The 18,842-nt window shown below is 64.2% G+C and carries 11 protein-coding genes; 4 read left to right on the top strand and 7 right to left on the bottom strand.

The genetic code is table 11. The features are described from left to right. Positions 1 to 151: 151 nt before the first annotated feature. Together KIH76_RS00005 and KIH76_RS00010 are read right to left on the bottom strand one after the other, a co-directional pair. Positions 152 to 688, bottom strand: coding sequence for a M24 family metallopeptidase (locus KIH76_RS00005; RefSeq protein WP_214373125.1), 537 nt, complete (start codon positions 686 to 688; stop codon positions 152 to 154). A gap of 29 nt (positions 689 to 717) precedes the next feature. Continuing rightward, a complete protein-coding gene (locus KIH76_RS00010) occupies positions 718 to 2,364 on the bottom strand; it encodes a peptide ABC transporter substrate-binding protein (protein WP_214373124.1) in 1,647 nt (548 codons plus the stop codon). Between the two features lie 300 nt (positions 2,365 to 2,664). Here KIH76_RS00010 and KIH76_RS00015 point away from each other — a divergent pair, with 300 nt between their 5' ends. Further along, positions 2,665 to 5,016: a beta-L-arabinofuranosidase domain-containing protein gene (locus KIH76_RS00015; RefSeq protein WP_219068508.1), complete on the top strand. Its 2,352-nt coding sequence runs from the start codon at positions 2,665 to 2,667 to the stop codon at positions 5,014 to 5,016. Positions 5,017 to 5,142: 126 nt separating this feature from the next. On the opposite strand, the gene KIH76_RS00020 is transcribed toward KIH76_RS00015, so the two are convergent. The 3 genes from KIH76_RS00020 to KIH76_RS00030 form a co-directional block, all read right to left on the bottom strand. Beyond that, complete coding sequence (locus KIH76_RS00020; RefSeq protein ID WP_219068510.1) at positions 5,143 to 6,795, bottom strand: peptide ABC transporter substrate-binding protein; 1,653 nt, start codon at positions 6,793 to 6,795, stop codon at positions 5,143 to 5,145. A 115-nt stretch (positions 6,796 to 6,910) separates the two neighbouring features. After that, complete coding sequence (gene proC / locus KIH76_RS00025; protein WP_214373121.1) at positions 6,911 to 7,714, bottom strand: pyrroline-5-carboxylate reductase; 804 nt, start codon at positions 7,712 to 7,714, stop codon at positions 6,911 to 6,913. A 39-nt stretch (positions 7,715 to 7,753) separates the two neighbouring features. Continuing rightward, a complete protein-coding gene (locus KIH76_RS00030) occupies positions 7,754 to 9,100 on the bottom strand; it encodes an alpha/beta fold hydrolase (RefSeq protein WP_219068512.1) in 1,347 nt (448 codons plus the stop codon). Between the two features lie 120 nt (positions 9,101 to 9,220). On the opposite strand from KIH76_RS00030, the gene KIH76_RS00035 reads away from it, so the two are divergent. Together KIH76_RS00035 and KIH76_RS00040 are read left to right on the top strand one after the other, a co-directional pair. Further along, entirely contained in the window at positions 9,221 to 11,896 is a 2,676-nt protein-coding gene (locus KIH76_RS00035) for a sensor histidine kinase (RefSeq protein WP_236036723.1), read from the top strand. Positions 11,897 to 11,975: 79 nt separating this feature from the next. Then, positions 11,976 to 12,713: a response regulator gene (locus KIH76_RS00040; RefSeq protein WP_219068514.1), complete on the top strand. Its 738-nt coding sequence runs from the start codon at positions 11,976 to 11,978 to the stop codon at positions 12,711 to 12,713. A 496-nt stretch (positions 12,714 to 13,209) separates the two neighbouring features. Here KIH76_RS00040 and KIH76_RS00045 read toward each other — a convergent pair whose 3' ends face one another. Together KIH76_RS00045 and KIH76_RS00050 are read right to left on the bottom strand one after the other, a co-directional pair. Beyond that, positions 13,210 to 15,960 carry an ABC transporter permease gene (locus tag KIH76_RS00045; RefSeq protein WP_219068516.1) on the bottom strand — a complete coding sequence of 917 codons (2,751 nt, stop codon included), beginning with the start codon at positions 15,958 to 15,960 and terminating at the stop codon, positions 13,210 to 13,212. A 13-nt stretch (positions 15,961 to 15,973) separates the two neighbouring features. After that, positions 15,974 to 16,750 carry an ABC transporter ATP-binding protein gene (locus KIH76_RS00050; RefSeq protein ID WP_219068518.1) on the bottom strand — a complete coding sequence of 259 codons (777 nt, stop codon included), beginning with the start codon at positions 16,748 to 16,750 and terminating at the stop codon, positions 15,974 to 15,976. Between the two features lie 251 nt (positions 16,751 to 17,001). Here KIH76_RS00050 and KIH76_RS00055 point away from each other — a divergent pair, with 251 nt between their 5' ends. Next, positions 17,002 to 18,741: an acetolactate synthase large subunit gene (locus KIH76_RS00055; RefSeq protein WP_420829242.1), complete on the top strand. Its 1,740-nt coding sequence runs from the start codon at positions 17,002 to 17,004 to the stop codon at positions 18,739 to 18,741. Positions 18,742 to 18,842 lie beyond the last annotated feature (101 nt).

Raw genomic sequence — 18,842 nt, forward strand, 5'->3', positions numbered from 1 at the left:
CATCCGCATGGCCTACGGCTTCCACCACGTCACCAACCTCATCAGCCTCGTCATGCTCAGATGCGGCGGACTCAACATCCAACTACCAACACCAACAACCTAACCCACGAAAACAGCAGAAGCCTCAGAAAACACTCTGCAAAGCACCAGGTCACGCGCAGGCAGCCTCCTGCGCAAGGAAGCTGTCGAGGTACCGTTCCGGCCCGTGGGATGCGAGCCACGCCTCGACCTCGTCGGGCGTGCGGGCGAAGTCGCTGATGAGCTTGGTCGTCCCGTCCGTATCGACCATGAGGTCGTCTTCGATGCGCACGCCGATGCCGCGGTAGCGTTCGGGCACGAGTTCGCCGGCGACGTCGAAATAGAGGCCGGGTTCGAGCGTGAACACCATGCCGGGCTTGAGCGGCGCGTCCGGATAGTATTCGTTGCGCGACCGGTAGGCGTCGTGCACGTCGATGCCCATGTGGTGCCCGGTGCCGTGATAGAGCCAGCGGTAATGCTGATGACCGTCGGGCCGCAACGCCTCTTCGACGCTAACCGGCAGGATGCCGAGCCGGTGCAACGAGCGTGCGACCGAGGCGAGCGCCGCGTCGAGCATGTCGTGGTAGACGGCTCCGGGCTTGTTGGCCTCGCGTATATACGACGATGCCCGGCCCGCCGCGGTAGGACGACGAGGCCGAGCATCGGTCACATTATGCGTTCACGGTCATTCGTGCGCAATCAGCCCTTGGTGATTTCGTAGAACACCGGGACGCCTTTCCAGTTCGGTTCCACGTTCTTGACGCCCTTCGCGTACACGCCGTTGGCGTTGGAGTTGTACAGCGGGATGGCGGGCAGATCCGTCAGCAGGATCTCCTCGGCCTGCTGGTAGAGCTTGTTCGCCGCGTCGAGGCTGGACGCCTTGGCGGCCTCGTTGAGCAGCTTGTCGAACGCGGGGTTCTTGTAGTCGCCGTCGTTCGATCCCTTGCCGTCCGCTGCGGACGACGAGAAGATCGGCTTCAAGTAGTTCTCGATCGACGGGTAGTCGGCCTGCCAACCGGTGCGGAACGCGCTCTTCATGGTGCGGTCGGTGATCGCGGCGCGGAACTCTTGGAAGGTCGCCACGGGGTTCGTGGCCGCGTCGATGCCGAGGTTGTTCTTGAGCTGGTTGACGACTGCGTCGTAGATCGGCTTGGTGCCGCCGTCGGTGTTGTAGGCGATGGTGAACGTGCCGGAGAACTTGGAGATCTTGTCGGCCTTGGCCCACAGCTCCTTGGCCTTGGTCGGGTTGTAGGTCAGGTTCTCGTTGCCCTTGAGGCTGTCGGAGTAGCCGGCGGTCATCGGCGAGGAGAATTCCTTGGACGGGGTGGCGGTGCCGGAGAGCACCTTGCTGGTGATCTGCTCACGGTCGATGGCCATCGAAATGGCCTGGCGGCGCAGCACGCCCTCCTCGCCGCTGAAGTGTTCGAGCGACTGCGGGATGGTGAACGTGGCGGTGCCGGAACCGGCCTTGGAGTAGGAGTTGAGCTTGGAGTTCTTCTGGAAGGTCTTCAGCGCGGTGGCCGGCACGTTCGAGGAGACGTCGAGGTTGCCGGACTGGATGTCGGCGTACGAGGAGTCGTTCGACGTGTAGACCTTGAAGTCGAGGCCGTCGTTCTTGGCCTTGAAGTTGCCCGGATAGTCGTCGTTCTTCTCGACGACGATGTCGGCGTTGTGCTTCCACGACTTGAACTTGTACGGGCCGTTGCCGACCGGGGACTCGCCGAACGCCTTCGGGTCCTTGAAGAAGGATTCCGGCAGCGGATAGTAGCCCGAGTAGCCGAGGATGACCGGGAACACGGCGTTCGGCTCGTTGAGTTCGACGCTGAAGTGCGTGTCGTCGGTCACGTGCAAGCCGCTCAGCTGCTCGTCGCCCTTGAGCCCGTCCTTCTGCAGATCGTCGTAGCCCTTGATGACCGAGAAGAAGCTGGAGTTGAGCTGGCCGTTCTTCGCGTTCGCCGTGTAGCTCCACGCCTTGGTGAACGATTCGGACGTCACCGGAGTGCCGTCGGTGAACTTCCAGCCGGACTTCAACGTGACGTCGAACTTCGTGTTGTCCGAGTTCGGCTCGATCTTGTCGGCCACCTCGTTGACGGAGGTGCCGTCCGGCTTGAAGCCGACGAGGCCGGAGAACAGCATGTCGATCACGTTGCCGCCGGTCGTCTCGTTCGTATTGCCGGGGACCAGCGGGTTCTGCGGCTCGCCGTTGGCGATCGTGATGACCATGCCTCCGGAATCCTTGGACGCCGTGCCGCCGTTGCCGGTGCTCGAACCGCAGCCGGAGAGCAGCAATCCCGCGGACAGTGCCGCCGCGGTCGCCGCGATGATCTGCTTCTTGTTGATGTGCATGGGTTTCCTCCCTCATGATGCCCGACGCCGCGTCCCGTGGAACCGGAACCCTTACCGTCTTGGGTATGGTCGAGTAAAGACCGCATGTGTTGCAGTCCGTTTACGCATCATCGCCGAACGGGTAACGGGCAGTTCACGACGGTGTTACGGACCTGTCAGGCGTGGCCTATCGTTGCGACCGGTACAGGTCTACGTTCCGGTCTGTCGCGTTTTCCAAATCGAGAACGATCGGATAATGGATACCGTATCCGGCCGCGTATTCCCGGCGGCCGGCGTCACGCACCGTCGGAAGGCACCATCATGGCAGACACCAACGCAACCGATCAACGGATCGCGGACAAGGATGCGCAGTTGCTGTATATCGGCAATACCGGCACCGTCGAGTTCGACCTCGATCTGCCGGCGAGCGGCGCGAACGGTTCCACGATCACTTGGTCGAGCGACGACGAACGCTGGATCAGACCGGACGGCACGGTGCACCAGCCGGAATACGGCCGCGGCTATCGCGACGTGACGCTGACCGCGACGGTGACGTACGGCATGGCGAGCGCGACGCGCACGTTCACGGTGCGCGTGCTCGAACAGCACAATACCGTCGCCATACGCAGCGTGTTCCCGGTCTCGCTGACCGTACGCTCCGGCGAGCCGTATGCGTTGCCGACGTATACGGCGGCGCGCACCGAGGACGGCATGACGATTTCGCAGCGCATCGCATGGCATGACGGCGTGGAACATACGGCCCCGCGCCTACCGCACGACGGCGGGCACCGGCGCGACGTGCGCTGGCATGGCGTGGTCGACGGCACGGACGTAGCCGTGACTGCCATCGTGCATGTGGTCGATCAGGATTCGCAGCCGCGTGAGGATACGGCCGACCGTCGCACACCGGTTCCGCTCGGTCATGTACGTCTGACGGGCGACGGCGTGCTCGCGCGCAATCAGCGGCATCGTCTCGCCTATCTGCGCGGGGTCGACGACGACCGGCTGTTGGTGGAGTTCCGCCGTGCGGCCGGGCTTGATACGCGCGGCGCGCAGCCGATGACCGGTTGGGATGCGCCGGATTCGCTGTTGCGCGGTCATACCACCGGGCATACGCTGTCGGCCTATGCGCTGGCGTATGCGGCCAGCGGGGATGTGGCGATCAAGGCCAAGCTGGAGTATGTGGTGGCGTCGTTGGCCGAGGTGCAGCGGGCGTTCGCCGCGCGGCCAGGAGCGGAACCGGGGTTCCTGTCGGCGTATGACGAGACGCAGTTCGACCGTTTGGAGGAGCTGGCGCCGTATCCGACGATCTGGGCGCCGTATTACACGCTGCACAAGATCCTCGCCGGTCTGCTCGACGCGTACCGGTATGCGGGCAGCCGTCAGGCGCTCGATGTGGCCCGCGGCATCGGCGACTGGACATACGAGCGGCTGCACCGGCTGGATCACGAGCGACTGCAGCGCATGTGGAGTCTGTACATCGCCGGCGAGTTCGGCGGCATGAACGACGCGCTGGCCGACCTGTATGCGGCGACCGGCGACGAGCGGCATCTTGCCGCCGCCTGCCTGTTCGACAACGACCGGCTGATGGAGCCGCTGCGTCAGCATGTGGATGCGTTGGGCGGCATGCACGCGAACCAGCATATTCCGCAGGTCATCGGCGCGGTGAAGCTGTTCGAGGCGACCGGACTGCCGCATTATCTCGATCAGGCGAGGTTCTTCGCGGATGCGGTGCTCGGCCATCATCTTTATGCGATGGGCGGCACCGGGCAGGGCGAGATGTTCCATCAGCCGGACGAGATCGGTTCGCTGTTGGCGGACGATACGGCGGAAAGCTGCGCGTCGTACAATCTGGTCAAGCTGGCGGTCGAATTGGAACGGCATTGCTCCGAGCCACGGTACGCCGACTACGTCGAGCATGCGAGCGTCAACCATATCGCCGCGACGTGCGATCATCGCGGGGATCGTGCCGATGACGGCGGAAGCATCTATTTCATGCCGACGCAGCCGGGCGGGCGCAAGCAGTTCGATCCGGACGAGAACAGCTGCTGCCACGGCACCGGTTTGGAATCGCATTTCTACGCCGCGCACGGCGCGTATTTCACAGACAAGGACGCGTTGTATGTGCGCCGGTATCTCAACGGCACGTTGGATGACGATGCGGCACGGCTGACCGTGACGGCGGACGATGTCTTGCCCGAACGTGTGACGATTCGGATCGACCGGCTCGATCGTGCGACGCTGTGCCTGCGCGTGCCGGACTGGAGCGCGGGCAGCCAGATCGATCTGCGGGTGGACGGCCGTAAAGTACCGTTCGGCGTGATTGAACTGTCGCGCTCCGAGATCGGCGAACTGTCGTTCACGGCCAATGCGCTCGGTTTGGATTCGTGGGATGGCGCGAGACTCGACGTGATGTTTGCGCCGCATGTGCGGCTGTTGCCGACGCCCGACCGGCCCGAAGTCGCGGCCGTGGCATGGGGGCCGTATGTGTTGGCCGCGTTGGACAAGCGAGCGGACATGCTCGACGTGCCGATCGATGACGCCGATCCCGATGCCGCGTTCGAACGGTCGGGCAGCAAGCTCGCATTCACGCACCGGCTCACGGGTCTGAAGTTCGTGCCGTTGTTCATGATCGAGGATGAGCCGTATCACCTGTATGTGCGTACGCGATAATCATGCGGCCGATGACCGCATGCCGCGGGAATCGACGCGCGGGAAAATACGGTCGAAAACGACGATGGGGGTGCACCGGCAGCCACCGGTGCACCCCCATCGGAATCGAAACGGGTCAGACGCCCGTCACTTCTTGGTCAGTTCGTAGAACGTGGGCACGCCCTTCCACGTCGGTTCGGCGTTCTTCACGCCCTTGGCGTAGACGGCGCTGGAGTTCTGGTTGTACAGCGGGATCGAAGGCAGGTCGTTGAGCAGGATCTCCTCGCTCTGCTGGTACAGCTTGTTGGCGGCGTCCACGCTGGAGGCGCTGGCGGCCTTGTCAAGCAGCGCGTCGAATTCGGGGTTCTTGTAGTCGCCGTCGTTCGAGCCGTGGCCGTCGGCCGCGTTCGAGGCGTACAGCGGGGCGAGATAGTTCTCGATCGACGGATAGTCGGCCTGCCAGCCGGCACGGAACGCGCCCTTGATCGAACGGCTCGTGACGGCCTCGTGGAACTCGTTGCTGGTCGGCATCGGATTCGTGGCCGCATCGATGCCGAGCACGTTCTTGATCTGGTTGATCACCGCGTCGTAAGTGGCCTTGTAGTCGCCGTCGGAATTGTAGGCGATGGTGAACGTGCCGGTGAACTTGGAGATCTTGTCGGCCTTCGCCCACAGTTCCTTCGCCTTGGTCGGGTTGTATTCGAGGGTGCCCTTGTTCTTCAGGCTGTCGGAGTAGCCGGAGACGGGCGGCGCGGTGAAGTCGGACGCGGGGGTCGCGGTGCCGGCCATGATCTTGTCGCACAGCGTCTTGCGGTTGATGGCCATCGAGATGGCCTGACGGCGCAACTTGCCTTCCTCGTCGTTCTTGAAATGCTCGAGCGTGTCGGGAATGGTGAACGTGGCGATGCCCGAGCCGGGTTCGCTGTACGATCCGAGCTTCGGCTCCTTCTGGAACGTCTTGACGGCGGAGCTCGGGATGGTGGCGGACACGTCGAGGTTGCCGGACTGCACGTCGGAGTAGGACGCGTTGTTGGACGTGTAGATCTTGAAGGTCAGGCCGTCGTTCTTCGGGGTGAGGTTGCCCTTGTAGTCGGGGTTCTTGACCATTTCGATGCTGGAGTTGTGCTCCCACTTCTTGACGATGTACGGGCCGTCGCTGATCGGCTTCTCGCCGAACGCCTTCGGATCCTTGTAGAACGCCTCGGGCAGCGGGTTGTAACCGGAGTAGCCGAGGATGACCGGGAACACCGAGTACGGCTTGTTGAGTTCGACGGTGAAATGCGTGTCGTCGATGACGTGCAGGCCGGACAACTGTTCGTCGCCCTTGAGCTTGGACGTGTCCTGCAGATCGTCGTATCCCTTGATCATCGAGAAGAAGCTCGCGCACAGCTGGCCGTTCTTCGCGTTCGCGGTGTAGCTCCATGCCTTGGTGAAGCTTTCCGACGTCACCGGGGTGCCGTCCGAGAACTTCCAGCCGGATTTGAGCGTGATGTCGAACTTGGTGCTGTCGGAGTTCGGCGTGATCTTGTCGGCGACCTCGTTGACCGCGGTGCCGTCCGCCTTGAACACGACCAGTCCGGAGAACGCCATGTCGATGACGTTGCCGCCCGCGGCCTCGTACGTGTCGCCGGGGATGAGCCCCTTCTGCGGCTCGCCCGACGCGATGGTGATGATGTTGTCCGACGACGCCGTGTCCGAACCGCCGTTGCCCGCGGAGGTGCTGCCGCATCCCGCCAGAAGCAGACCCGCGGACAGCGCCGCGGCCACGGCCGTGAAGGCGCGCGATGATCTGATGGCCATATCGTTTCCTCTCTCATGGCTGGGACGACGGTCAGGGCCGCCGCCGGCGCTTCTTATGACGAAGCGCATGCCGATTAACGGTAATCGGCATGCGCTTCGTTTCATCGTTTCCGTTTCACGATTCGATCGCGTCGACGGCGTTGATGACGGCGCCGCGGAAGCCGTCCTTCTCGAGTTGGGCGACGCCGCGGATCGTGGTGCCGCCGGGCGAGCAGACCGCGTCCTTCATCGCGCCAGGATGCGTTTCGGTCGCCATGTACAAGGCTCCCACGCCTTCGACCATCTTCGCGGCCAGACGGTAGGCGGTGGCGCGCTGCAGCCCGTATTTGACGCCGGCGTCGGCCAGCGCCTCGAGGTACATGTCGGTGAAGGCGGGCGCGCAGCCGGCGATGCACATGGCGATGTTCATATGCGCGGTGTCGACGCGTTCGATGAGGCTGATCGGCTCGAACAGCTCCTCGAACGTCTCGGTTTGCGCGTCGGTGAGCGTGTTGTCGGCTTCGGTGACGAGCACGCCCTTGCCGACGGCCATCGGCGTGTTCGGGATCGTGCACTGGATGTGCATGTTCGCGGCCTTGTCGCCGAACAGGCCGCGGTATTTGGCGAGGTTCCAGCCGGCGGCGATCGACACGACGATCTTGCCGGGCTTGGCCAGTTCGTCGGCGATCGGGCCAACGACCGATTCGATCTGGTACGGTTTGATCGCGATGATCACCACGTCGGCCGCGACGGCGACTTCGGTCGCGCTGTGCAGCGGACGTGCGCCGATCTCGGCCGTGGTGCGTTCGAGCTTGTCCCAATGCGCGGCACAGGCGACGATATGGCCGCCCGTGACGACGCCGGCGTCGACCAGTCCCTGCGCGATGGCCTGGGCCATGTTGCCGTAGCCGATGAATCCGATGGTGAGATCCATGCTCATGTGTGTCCTTTCGTTCGCTTCGCTGGCGTAACCGTGCGCTCAGAACAGCTCTTCGAGGTCGCCGCGGTTCAACGCTTCCGCGTAGAGGTGCTTGAATACGCGGTCGCCGTGGTTGCCGTCGTGTTCGAACTCGTTGGTGGTCCAGTAGTGTGAGTTGCCGACGCGGCTCAGCGTGTCGAGCTGCATGAGCGAGTCGACGTACATGTCGTCGAAGTACACGGCGGCCTGCAACGGCACTTCGTTGCGCTTGAGCTGATCGGCATCGTAGATCACGCCGAACCGCGTGTCTTCCATGAGCAGATCCATTGCCGGCTTGAACGGGCGCAGCGCGCGCTCCTGCTCGAACATCCACGGGAACATCGCCTCGCCGGTGAAGTTGAGCGGGCGCACACCGGGCCCGAATTCGGGCTTCGTATCGCGCACGCGCTGCGCGGCCCAGCGGATCGGCTCGTCCATCTCGCCGTTCGCGTAGATGAACTCCTGCAGCGGCCAGTACAGCGGGCGTGACGACGTGGCGATCTCCACCTTGGACAGGAACTCGTCCGACAGCGGCGAATCGGCGCTTGCGGAGCCGTCGCCGTCGAGGAACGCGGAGTCGAGTATCCAGTGCACGCGTTCGAAGCTCGGCTTCATGCCGAAGTCGGAGCCGAGGCACTGCAGACGCTCCACGGTGAACGGGTCGCCGTTCGGCAGACTCACGCCGCCGGCGGCCAGCCGGTCGGCCACGGCGGCGACGCGTTCGATGTCGTGCGGGTAGCGCTCGTAGAACTGCGCGGTCTTGCGGGCCATGCGCGGGAACGTGTGCTCGTAGACTTCGGCCGCGTCGGCCGGAACATGCGGGATGCCGCCGCAGGTGAAGCTGGCGGCCACGCCCTGCGGGTAGAGCGACAGGTAGGTGAGTGTGAGGAAGCCGCCGTAGCTTTGGCCGAGTGTCACCCATTTTGCGCCGCCGAATTCGGTGCGGCGCAGGTGTTCGAAGTCGCGCACGATCGAATCGGCGAGGAACAGTTTGAGATAGTCGGCCTGTGCGCGGGCGCCGGCCGGGGCGAGACGGGCCATGATCTGCGTGTCGACTCGGTTGGAGCGGCCGGTGCCGCGCTGGTCGGGCAGGATGACGCGGAAGTGCTTGATCGCCTCGGCGATCCAGCCGTCGGAGGTCGGGTCGAGCGGGCGCGGGCTTTCGCCGCCGGGACCGCCCTGCAGGTAGACGAGCAGCGGCAGTTCGTCGTGCACGTGTTCGGGTGCGGTGACCACGCGGTAGAACAGGCTGATCGTCTCCCCGTCGAAGCCCTTGCCCGGCTCGTGGCCGGCCCAGTCGAGCGGCACCTTGATCGAACGGTCTTCCACATGCAGTCCGGGCACATAGTATTCAGCAAGCAGCGTCATGCGCTCCCCTTTCCTTGAAGGATACGGCTGTTCTCCATATCAGCCGTACACGGGGACAAAACCGGCTCATCCCCGCGCACGATGGACGCGCGGCCCGACGCCGCGATAGGCTGGTCGATTATGGGTATCGGGCAACGTTTACTGGCATCATGGGATCGGCTGGCGCGCAACCGTCGCGTCCGCATGCTGGTCATGGATTCGATCATCGCGGTGTTGGCGGCTTTGGGGTTCGCCCTGCTGTTCGGCGTGACCGCCAGCAACATGCCCGGCGTGTTGTTCTCGTACGAGACCGGACCGATGACCGTCTGGTCGGTCGTGCTGGCGCTTCCGCTCGCGATACGCCGCACGCGCCCGCAGACCGCCGCGCTCACGTTCGCGAGCCTGTCCGCGCTGCAGCTGATCGTCGGCCCGGCGATGGTGCCGTCGGATTTTCTGGCGCTGGCCATGCTGTATTCGGTGATCGTCTATGGCGATCCACGCAATACGAAGGCGTTCATCGTGCTGGCGTCGGCGATCGGCGTGCTGGCCGGCGCGGTCATCGCGTGGGCGGCGCTCGTCGGACCGTATTTCGCGCCGTATATGAGACCCACGGACATCAGCAGCGTCGATCTAAACGAAATGCCGGAATGTTGGCTCGTCTATGCGGACGGCCGGTTCACCGGACAGTGCGCGCAAAACCTGATGCAACAGACGGCGATCTACGTCGTCGCGATTCTATCGTGCATCGTCGCGACCGCCATCGCCGCGTTCTGGCAGCGGGCGAGGCTCATCACGATCCGCATGATGCAGGAGCGCAACGACGCGCTTGAGGCCGGCGAGGCCGAGGAACGGCGCATCGCGGCATTGGCGGAACGGGCGCGCATCGCCCGAGACATGCACGACGTGGTGGCGCATACGCTGTCGATCATCATCGTGCAGTCGGACGGCGGACGGTACGCGGGCGCGCATGACCCGGCCGTGGCCCGGCACACGATGGAGACGATCCGCCACGAGTCCGAGCGTGCGCTGCACGATATGAAACGCCTGTTCGGAGTGTTCGGCGGGCCGGATCATGCCGACTACGCGGATATCGACGCGCTTGTCGATCAGGCACGGGCGGCCGTCTCGTCGGCGTCCGGGCGCACGGCCGCAGCGCCTCCGGCGACATCCGCGTCATCCGCCGGAGGTACGGTCACACGACGCATCGACGGGACCGCTCGACCGGACTTGCTGACCGCGGCGGCCAGTGTCGCCGTCTATCATCTCGTGCAGGAATCGTTGACGAACGTGCGCAAGTACGCGGGACCGAGCGTGCACGTCGTCATCGACGAATGCTGGTCCGATCATGTGCTGGATATCAGCGTGACCGACGACGGCCGCGGCGCATCGTCCGCACTGGACGGACATCAGCCGGGCTACGGGCTGCTCGGCATGCGCGAACGCGTCGAAGCGGCCGGCGGCACGGTGACGGCCGGCCCGCAGGTCGGCGGCGGATTCGCCGTGCGCGCCGTCATACCACTCGGCACCGCCGCCACGAGGTCGTCCGACGATATCGATTCGTCCGGGCATCCCATTGCCGCTGCCACGTCGAACGAATCGAATTCCCCTGCCGTCATGTCGACCGGGCAAAGCGAACGGAGACATCCTGCTGTATCCACATCATCCCGACACGATGCTTCGGTTCCGACGCATTCCGATCGACGCAACAACGGTACGTACGCCGATACCGGCACCCGCCCGCTGTCCGCGCCCACGCTCCCCCAGATCCCTACATGGGCGCAGCTGCGCAACCGGCTGCGATCCAAGCCGATCGCGCAGGCCGTGCTGGCGAACGGCGAGCCGTTCAACTGGGTGGAACGCCTGTCGCAATGGACCGAACGGCATTATCTGGCGACCGACATCATCGGCACGCTGCTGCTCATCGCGATCCTGAGCAGCAATGCCGTCTCGCTGTTCGACGGCTATCTGGACGGCACCACCGAAGAACTGGCGGTCGGCCGGTTCATCGTGGTAACGACGATGCTGCCGCTATGCTTTCGCCGTCGATTCCCCGAGAGCGCGGCGCTCGCGGTCGTGATCGTATCCGTGTTCCAACTGGCGATATTCGAGCCGGTATTGCTCTCGAATCTGTTCGCGTTGTGCGCGCTGTATTCGGCGGTGCTGTACGGCCGGCCGACCACATGGCGGTGGACGGGCGTGGCCTCGGTCGGCGTCGCGGCCCTGTTCGGGTTCAAGGTTCTGGTGAGTGATTACGGGTATGCGAGCATATTGCATTGGATGCTGCGTTCCGCGGATTACGGAGCGATCGGCGGCTCTGCGCTGAGGATACTGGTCGAGGCGGCGATGTGGGCCGGCATGGTCGGTGCGATGTGCGTGGGGACGATCCTGCTGGCGCGCTGGCAGCGTTCGAGCGGCACGAACGTGCTAGTGCTGCAGGCGCGCGAGGAGGCGTTGCAGGCCGAACAAGCCAAGCAGAAGGTGCTGGCGGCGAATATGGAACGCGACCGGATCAGCGCGAACATTCAGGCCGAGGTGAGCGAGACACTGACGTTGGTGATCGACCGTACCGTGGCCGGCATCCGTATGCTGGATGAGGCCGAGGCGCATGGTGAGGAACCGTCCGCCGAGTCGATCGCGGCGGCGTTCGCGGCGATCGGGCAGCAAGGGCGCACCGCACTCAAGCATATGCGTCAACTGCTCAGCGTATTGCGCGAAACCGGGTTCAGCGACGAGGCGCACGAGCACGCGCAGCCCGAGATACGGCTGCGCCCGGCCGCCTCGCTCGACGAGCAGCTCGCCGGGGCGCATCGAGCGTAGGGTTTCCATCGCGGATTCAGGGAAGAATCAGGGTGTCGCCCACCGTCGTCTTACCGGGAAACGAATACAGTGGTGAATCATGAGTGAGAACAGGATACGAGTGGTGATCGCCGATGACCAGGAGCTGGTGCGTGCCGGGTTCGCGATGGTGATCGGCTCCCAACAGGACATGCAGGTGATAGGGCAGGCCGGCGACGGTTCGCAGGCCGTGGCGTTGGCGGAATCGTCGCATCCGGACGTGGTGCTGATGGATATTCGTATGCCCGGCATGGACGGTATCGAGGCGACTCGGCGCATCAGTTCATTGCAGTCGGCTGACGGCGGACGGCCGACGCGAGTGATCATCCTGACCACGTTCGATCTGGACGAGTATGTGATGGCCGCGATCAACGCGGGTGCGTCGGGGTTCCTGCTCAAGGACACCGAGCCGGAGACGCTGCTGAGTTCGATCCGCACGGTGTTCAACGGGAACGCGATCATCGCGCCGTCGGCCACGAAACGGCTGATCGAGAAGATGATGCAGGATGGGTATACGAAGGGCGGCGCGCCAGCCGATGCGCCGTCTGCGGCCGCAACCGCCGCGTCTGCGCAGTCCGGGCAGCCGGCGTACACCGATCCGGAGTTGGAGCTGCTCACCGACCGCGAACGTGAAGTCCTCGTCGAGATCGCGCACGGGCTGAGCAACCAGGAGATCGCGAGCAAGCTGTTCATCAGCCTGCCTACCGTGAAGACGCACGTGGCGCATATTCTGGCCAAGATCAACGCGCGTGACCGGGTGCAGGCCGTCATCTTCGCCTACGACAACGGCATCGTATGAGTTCCCATATCTTAAGCTCCCTCAGTTGAGGGAGCTTCCCAATGTGAACGCATGGGCGTAAGCCTGTATTTCTCGGCTCCCTCGGCTGAGGGAGCTGGCAGCGAAGCTGACTGAGGGAGCGTACACACTACGACATACACAGCTCATGTATGCCACGGGTGTACGCTCCCTCAGTCTCGCTGATGCTCGACAGCTCCCTCAGCCGAGGGACATTGCCGTCAAGCAAACAGCAGAGCTGTTTGTAGGCAATGTGCGAGCCGACAGGCGAACCAGCAAAACAGCCAGCCGTTAGGCTGTCCATAATTGCAGGACGCCTGGGCTCCGCCAGCTTTTGAATGTATCTAGGCTTCGGCGAGAGCCTCGACGGGCGCGATTGGCCACAAAGCGAGCGAAGCTCGCGGCCAATACGCGTGAAGCCGGAAAAAGGGGAACAGTCCAGTGGACTGTCCCCCCGGCTTCCCGGACGCAAGTCCGACAAACCTCCGTTGCAACAAGATCAGGCTTCGGCGAGAGCCTCTACCGGCGGCGTGCTCACAGCGCGATGTGCGGGGGCGATGCTGGCGATGAGCGCGGCGGCCGCCGCGACGCCAAGCATGATGCCGTTGCCGGCCCAGTCGAACGGGAAGACCACGTCGCCGTACAGGCTGAACACCATGTAGGAGCCGAGCCAGCCGAACGCGGTGCCGAGCAGCACGCCGGCCACGCCGGAGACGAGCGAGAGCAGCAGCGCCTCGACCGCGAGGGAACGGCGCAGCTGGCCGCGCGTCATGCCGATGGCGCGCAGGGTCGCGGATTCACGGGTGCGTTCGATCACGGACAGCGACAGCGTGTTCGCCACGCCGACGAGGGCGATGAGCACGGCGACCGCGATCAGGCCGACGAGCAGCGCCATCAGCCCGTTGATCATCGTCTCCCACAGCGATCGTTCGGCGATCGGTCCGGTCACCTGCACGCCGGTGCTGGCGGTGAACGTCTGCTGCACGTCGGTGAGCACGTCGTTCAGGGAGACGCCGGCGGCGTCCGCGTCGATCTTCATGAGCATCATGTGGCCGGTGGCCTTGAGGTCGCCGTTTTCGAAATGCTTGGCGTTGATGAACGCGACCGCGTTGTAGTTTTCGGACACGCGACGGTAGTCGACGTACGTCGGTTTGAGCGTAACCGTCTTGCCGGGCGACGTCTCGCTACCGGTCGCCGCCGTGCCGTCGCCGGAGTCGCCCGTCATGTCCGCGAACGTCGCCGTGCCGCCATCGAACGTCAGTTTCTTGCCGGTGAACACGTCGTATTTCGGCATGAGCACCGTGTCGTCGCCGATCGTGACATTCTTGAGATCGGCCTTCATCACCGAACGCAGCGCGTCCGCATCATCCACACCGACGAGCAGCACGGACAGGTCGTTGCCGTCCTTGTCGGTCACGTACTTCATGACGGTCGGCGCGTAGACGGATGCAGTAACGCCTTTGACCTTGGCCGCGTCGGCGGCCTGCGTGTCGGTCATATCGGCACCGTCGGCGATCATGTCGACGCTGAACCGTTTGTCGAGCGCCTCCCCCATCGTCTGCTTGGCGCTGGTCGCGCCGGTCGCGATGGTCGCCACGAGTGTGACGCCGATCAGCAGTGCGGCGCCGGTCGCGGCCACGCGGCGTGGGTTTTTCTGGATGTTCGCGTGTGCGATCTTGGCGGACGGTCCGGCGAGCGAGACGAGCGCGCCTACGCCGCGCATGAGCACGGGCAGCCAGAACACGGCGGACAGGACGAGTCCCAGGAAGATGAGCGCGCAGCCGGCGATGGCCGTAAGCAGCACGGTGGAATACGCGTCGGTGATCATGGATGAATGACCTGCGATCGACTGGCTCATCTGCCATGCGGCGAACACGGCCACCACGAGGCCCGCCAGCCCAAGCAGCACGGAGATGACACCGCGCACGACGCCGGCTCGACGCGTGTCGGTCAGTTCGATCGGTCGCAATGCCTCGAGCGGTGTGACGGCTGTGGCGGAGCGTGCGGAGCCGAGCGAGGCGAGCACGGTCATGGCGATGCCGAATGCGACCGGCACGGCGAACGCCTGCCAGCTAACCACGAACCGCGCGTCCATGCCGGTCGAGGCCATGAGCCCGGATGCGGTGAGGCCGCCGATCAGCGCACAGCCGAGCGCCACGCCGAGCGCGGACGCGACGAGACCGAGCACGCCGGCCTCGAACAGGACGGAGCCGTACAGCTGGCTTTTCTTCGCGCCGATGGTGCGCAGCAGGGCGAGCGTACGGCGGCGCTGGGCGACGAGTACCTGGAACGTGTTGGCGATGACGAGCGCGGCGACGAACATGGCGAGTACGCCGAAGCTCAGCAGGAACGTGGTGGTGATGTCGGTGCCGCCATCCACGCTGAGCGCCTTGATGGCCTCACGGTTGGCGGCCTCGCGTGAAAGCATGCGGTAGTGCTTCGGCATGAGCTTGGCGAGTCGATCGGCCGTGGCCTGCGCCTTGGCGGGGTCGGTGGCGCTGCCGTCGGTGCCATTACCGCCGCCGGCGAGGTCGAGGAACAGTTGGCTGGTGCGCACCTGCGAGAAGTCGTCGACGGCCTGCAACGCGGCCATGATGTCGTTCGAGATCACGGACGCGCCGCCGTACGAGCCGTATACGCCGTTCGGATCGTCGGTCAGGCCGACGACGCGTACGCTGACGTTGCCGGACTTGTCAGTGGCAGTCGCAGTCGCGTCAGCGATCGACGCTTCCTCCTGCAGACTACGCGAGCTGACGGTCACCGTGTCGCCGATCTTCACATCGAGCTGTTTGGCGACGGACTGCGGCAGGGCGATCTCGCCGTTGTCTGCCGGCAGGTCTCCGTCCGCAAGGCCGACGGGCAGCAGACGTGCGTCCTTAGCGGTGTCGAGCGCGATGCCACTGACGTTCTTGTCGCCGTTGACGACGGTGACGTCGGTCATCGTGTCGGCGCGCACGCCGTCGACGCCGTCGGTCGCGGCCACCTGGTCGAGATGGAAGTCGTTAACGGTGGTCGAGTATGCGGCGTCCTTCTCCTCTTTCGTCGCGGAGTCCAACGCGTCGTAGTCGATGGTGACGATATAGTTCGCGCCGCCGTAGCTGCCGGTCTGCTGGCGGCCAAGCGCGTCGGTCATGGTGTTGGAGAACAGGAACGTGGCGCAGATGAACGCGGTGCCGATGAGTATCGCGATGCCCGCGGGGATAAGCATCCGTGCGCTTTTCTTCATGAGTTTGAGCGTGATGGAGAACATGATGGGATTCCTTTTATCGAATGGCTTCGCGGGTGGCGCGTTCGCGTTCGGCCATGAGCAGTTCGTTCATCTGTTCGGCGTTCGGATTCGGCACGTCGGCGACGATGCGGCCGTCGGCAAACACGATCGCGCGGTCGGCATAGGAGGCGGCCACTGCGTCGTGCGTGACCATGATGATCGTCTGGCCGAGTTCCTTGACCGAACGCTTGAGGAAGCTCAATACTTCGGCGCTGGAGACGGAGTCGAGGTTGCCGGTTGGCTCGTCGGCGAACACGAGCGACGGTTTGGTGATAAGCGCGCGGGCGATGGCGACGCGCTGCTGCTGGCCGCCGGACAGTTCGTTCGGACGATGGTTGAGTCGTTCGCTCAGCCCGAGCGTCTCGACGAGCTGGCAGAACCAGCGACGGTCGGGTTTCTCCCCCGCGAGTGTCAACGGCATGAGGATGTTCTGTTCGGCGCTGAACATGGGCAGCAGGTTGAAGCTCTGGAAGATGAAGCCGATTTTATGTCTCCGCAGCAGGGTGAGCTGGTTGTCGTTCATCTTCGTGATGTCCGCGCCGTCGAAGACGATGCGGCCGGAGGTGGCCGAGTCGAGTCCGGCGAGCGTGTGCATCAGCGTGGACTTGCCGGAGCCGGACGGACCCATGATGGCCGTGAATCGGCCTTGTTCGAAACGCACGTTGACGCCGCGCAGCGCGTGCACGGCGGTGTCGCCCTGCCCGTAGTCCTTGACCAGGTCGATCGCCTCGATGGCGGTCGGATCGGCGGCCGTGGTGACCATACCTTCCATGATTCCTCGTTTCCTCGTGACGGATATCGGATGATGGTTCCATCATCGTGGCAAACGCCCGCCGCCGACATCGTGCGGCGGAAGGAAACATGCCCCTCCGGCATCATCCCCAAGGATGAACCAACGCAATCCGCCGCATTGTTACGTCCATATATCATCCGTAACATCGTCGCGATCATTCGCTCCGCTATACTCGTGCACTCGTGACAGAACAGCATTCCGAATCATTGTTCGCCCGCATCGAGTCGCGTCTGCGCGACGGATTCGACCGCGACGGCGAGGAGCAAACCCACGACACCGTTGCCGCGGCCCGTCCGCGCACCGACCGTCATCATCAGCGCAACGTCGCCGATCTCATGGTGCAATGCCTCGTGCAGGAGGGCGTCGAAGTGATCTTCGGCATCCCCGGCGAGGAGAATATCCCGTTCATCGAGGCGCTGGAACGCGACGGGCACATCCGCTTCGTCGTCACGCGCCACGAGCAGGGTGCGGGCTTCATGGCGCTCACCTACGCGCATCTGACCGGCAAGCCCGGCGTGTGCCTCGCCACGCTCGGCCCGGGCGCGCTGAACCTCACGCTGCCGGTGGCGTGTGCGAACGCGAGCAACACGCCGCTGGTCGCCTTGTGTGCGCAGGGCAACATCAACCGCATCCACAAGGAGTCGCATCAGATCATCGACCTCGTGTCGGTGTTCCGTCCGATCACCCGTTGGACGAACATGATCCTGAGCCCCCAAGCGGTCACCGAAACCGTGCGCAAGGGCTTCGCGCTCGCCCAGCGCAAGCGTCCGGCCGCCACGTGCATCATCCTGCCCGAGGACATTGCCGAACAGGCCGCGCCGACCGACGCCCAGCCGCTCAGCCGCGCCTTGCAGGTGCACACCGTGCCGACGCCCGCCGACATCGAATCCGCGGCCGACATCATCGCCAAGGCGAAGCATCCGATCATCCTCGCAGGCAACGGCGTGAGCCGCGCGAACGCCGACTACCAGCTGCGCGTCCTGTCCGAACAGCTCAACGTGCCGGTGGCCACCACGTTCGAAGGCAAGGGCGTGTTCTCCGACCGGCATCGCAACGCGCTCGGCGTGGTCGGGTTCATGCGCCACGACTACGAGAACTTCGCGTTCGACGACGCGGATCTCATCATCGCGATCGGCTTTTCGATCCAGCAGTTCGACCCGGTCAAAATCAACCCGAAGAACGATAAGAAGATCATCCACATCAACACGTTCGTGGAGGATACGGACGCGCATTACACGACGACGCTGAACATCATGGCCGACATCGACGCCACGCTCACGCAGCTGATCGACGCGTTGCGCGAGCGCGACGTCACCTTCGCGAACGCCGAGTCGGACATCCGCGGTCTGCTCATGCATGAGTTCGAATCCTGCAAGGATGACGAATCGTTCCCGATGAAGCCACAACGCGTCGTCTATGACACGCGCAAGGCGCTGAACGACAGCGACGTGGCGCTCGTGGACACGGGCGCGTTGAAGATGTGGATGGCGCGACTGTATCCGACGTACCTGCCGAACACGTGCATCATCGACAACAGCCTGTCGACAATGGGCTGGACGCTGCCGGGCGCGGTCGGCGCGTCGCTGGCACGGCGCGGCCGCCCGGTGCTCGCGGTGATGGGCGACGGCAGCTTCATGATGAACATGCAGGAGATCGAGACGGCGGTACGGCTTGGCTGCCATATCGTGATCCTCGTGTGGGTGGACAAGGCGTACGGCTTGATCAAGTGGAAGATGGATCTGCACAACGGCCATCATGACGACGTGGATTTCGGCAATCCCGATTTCGTGAAGCTGGCTGAAAGCTTCGGCGCGCATGGCCATCTTGTCTCGTCCGCCGATGATTTGAAGCCCTCGATCGAGGCGGCGATGATGGCCGACGGCGGCGTGCACGTGATCGCATGCCCGGTCGACTACAGCGAGAACATCAAACTGACCGACAAGCTGGGCGAGCTGGAGCTGCCGGGCTGAGTCCCCTTCTTGCAGCCAAGCGGACCGTGATGGGCAGGCATCCGCGCAACGTCGGGTGCCTGCCCATTACGTCTTTTTGCATCCCCTTTTGCCCGTTCGCG

The organism is Bifidobacterium simiiventris, assembly GCF_019331715.1.
In the GTDB taxonomy this organism is placed as follows: Bacteria; Actinomycetota; Actinomycetes; order Actinomycetales; family Bifidobacteriaceae; genus Bifidobacterium; species Bifidobacterium simiiventris.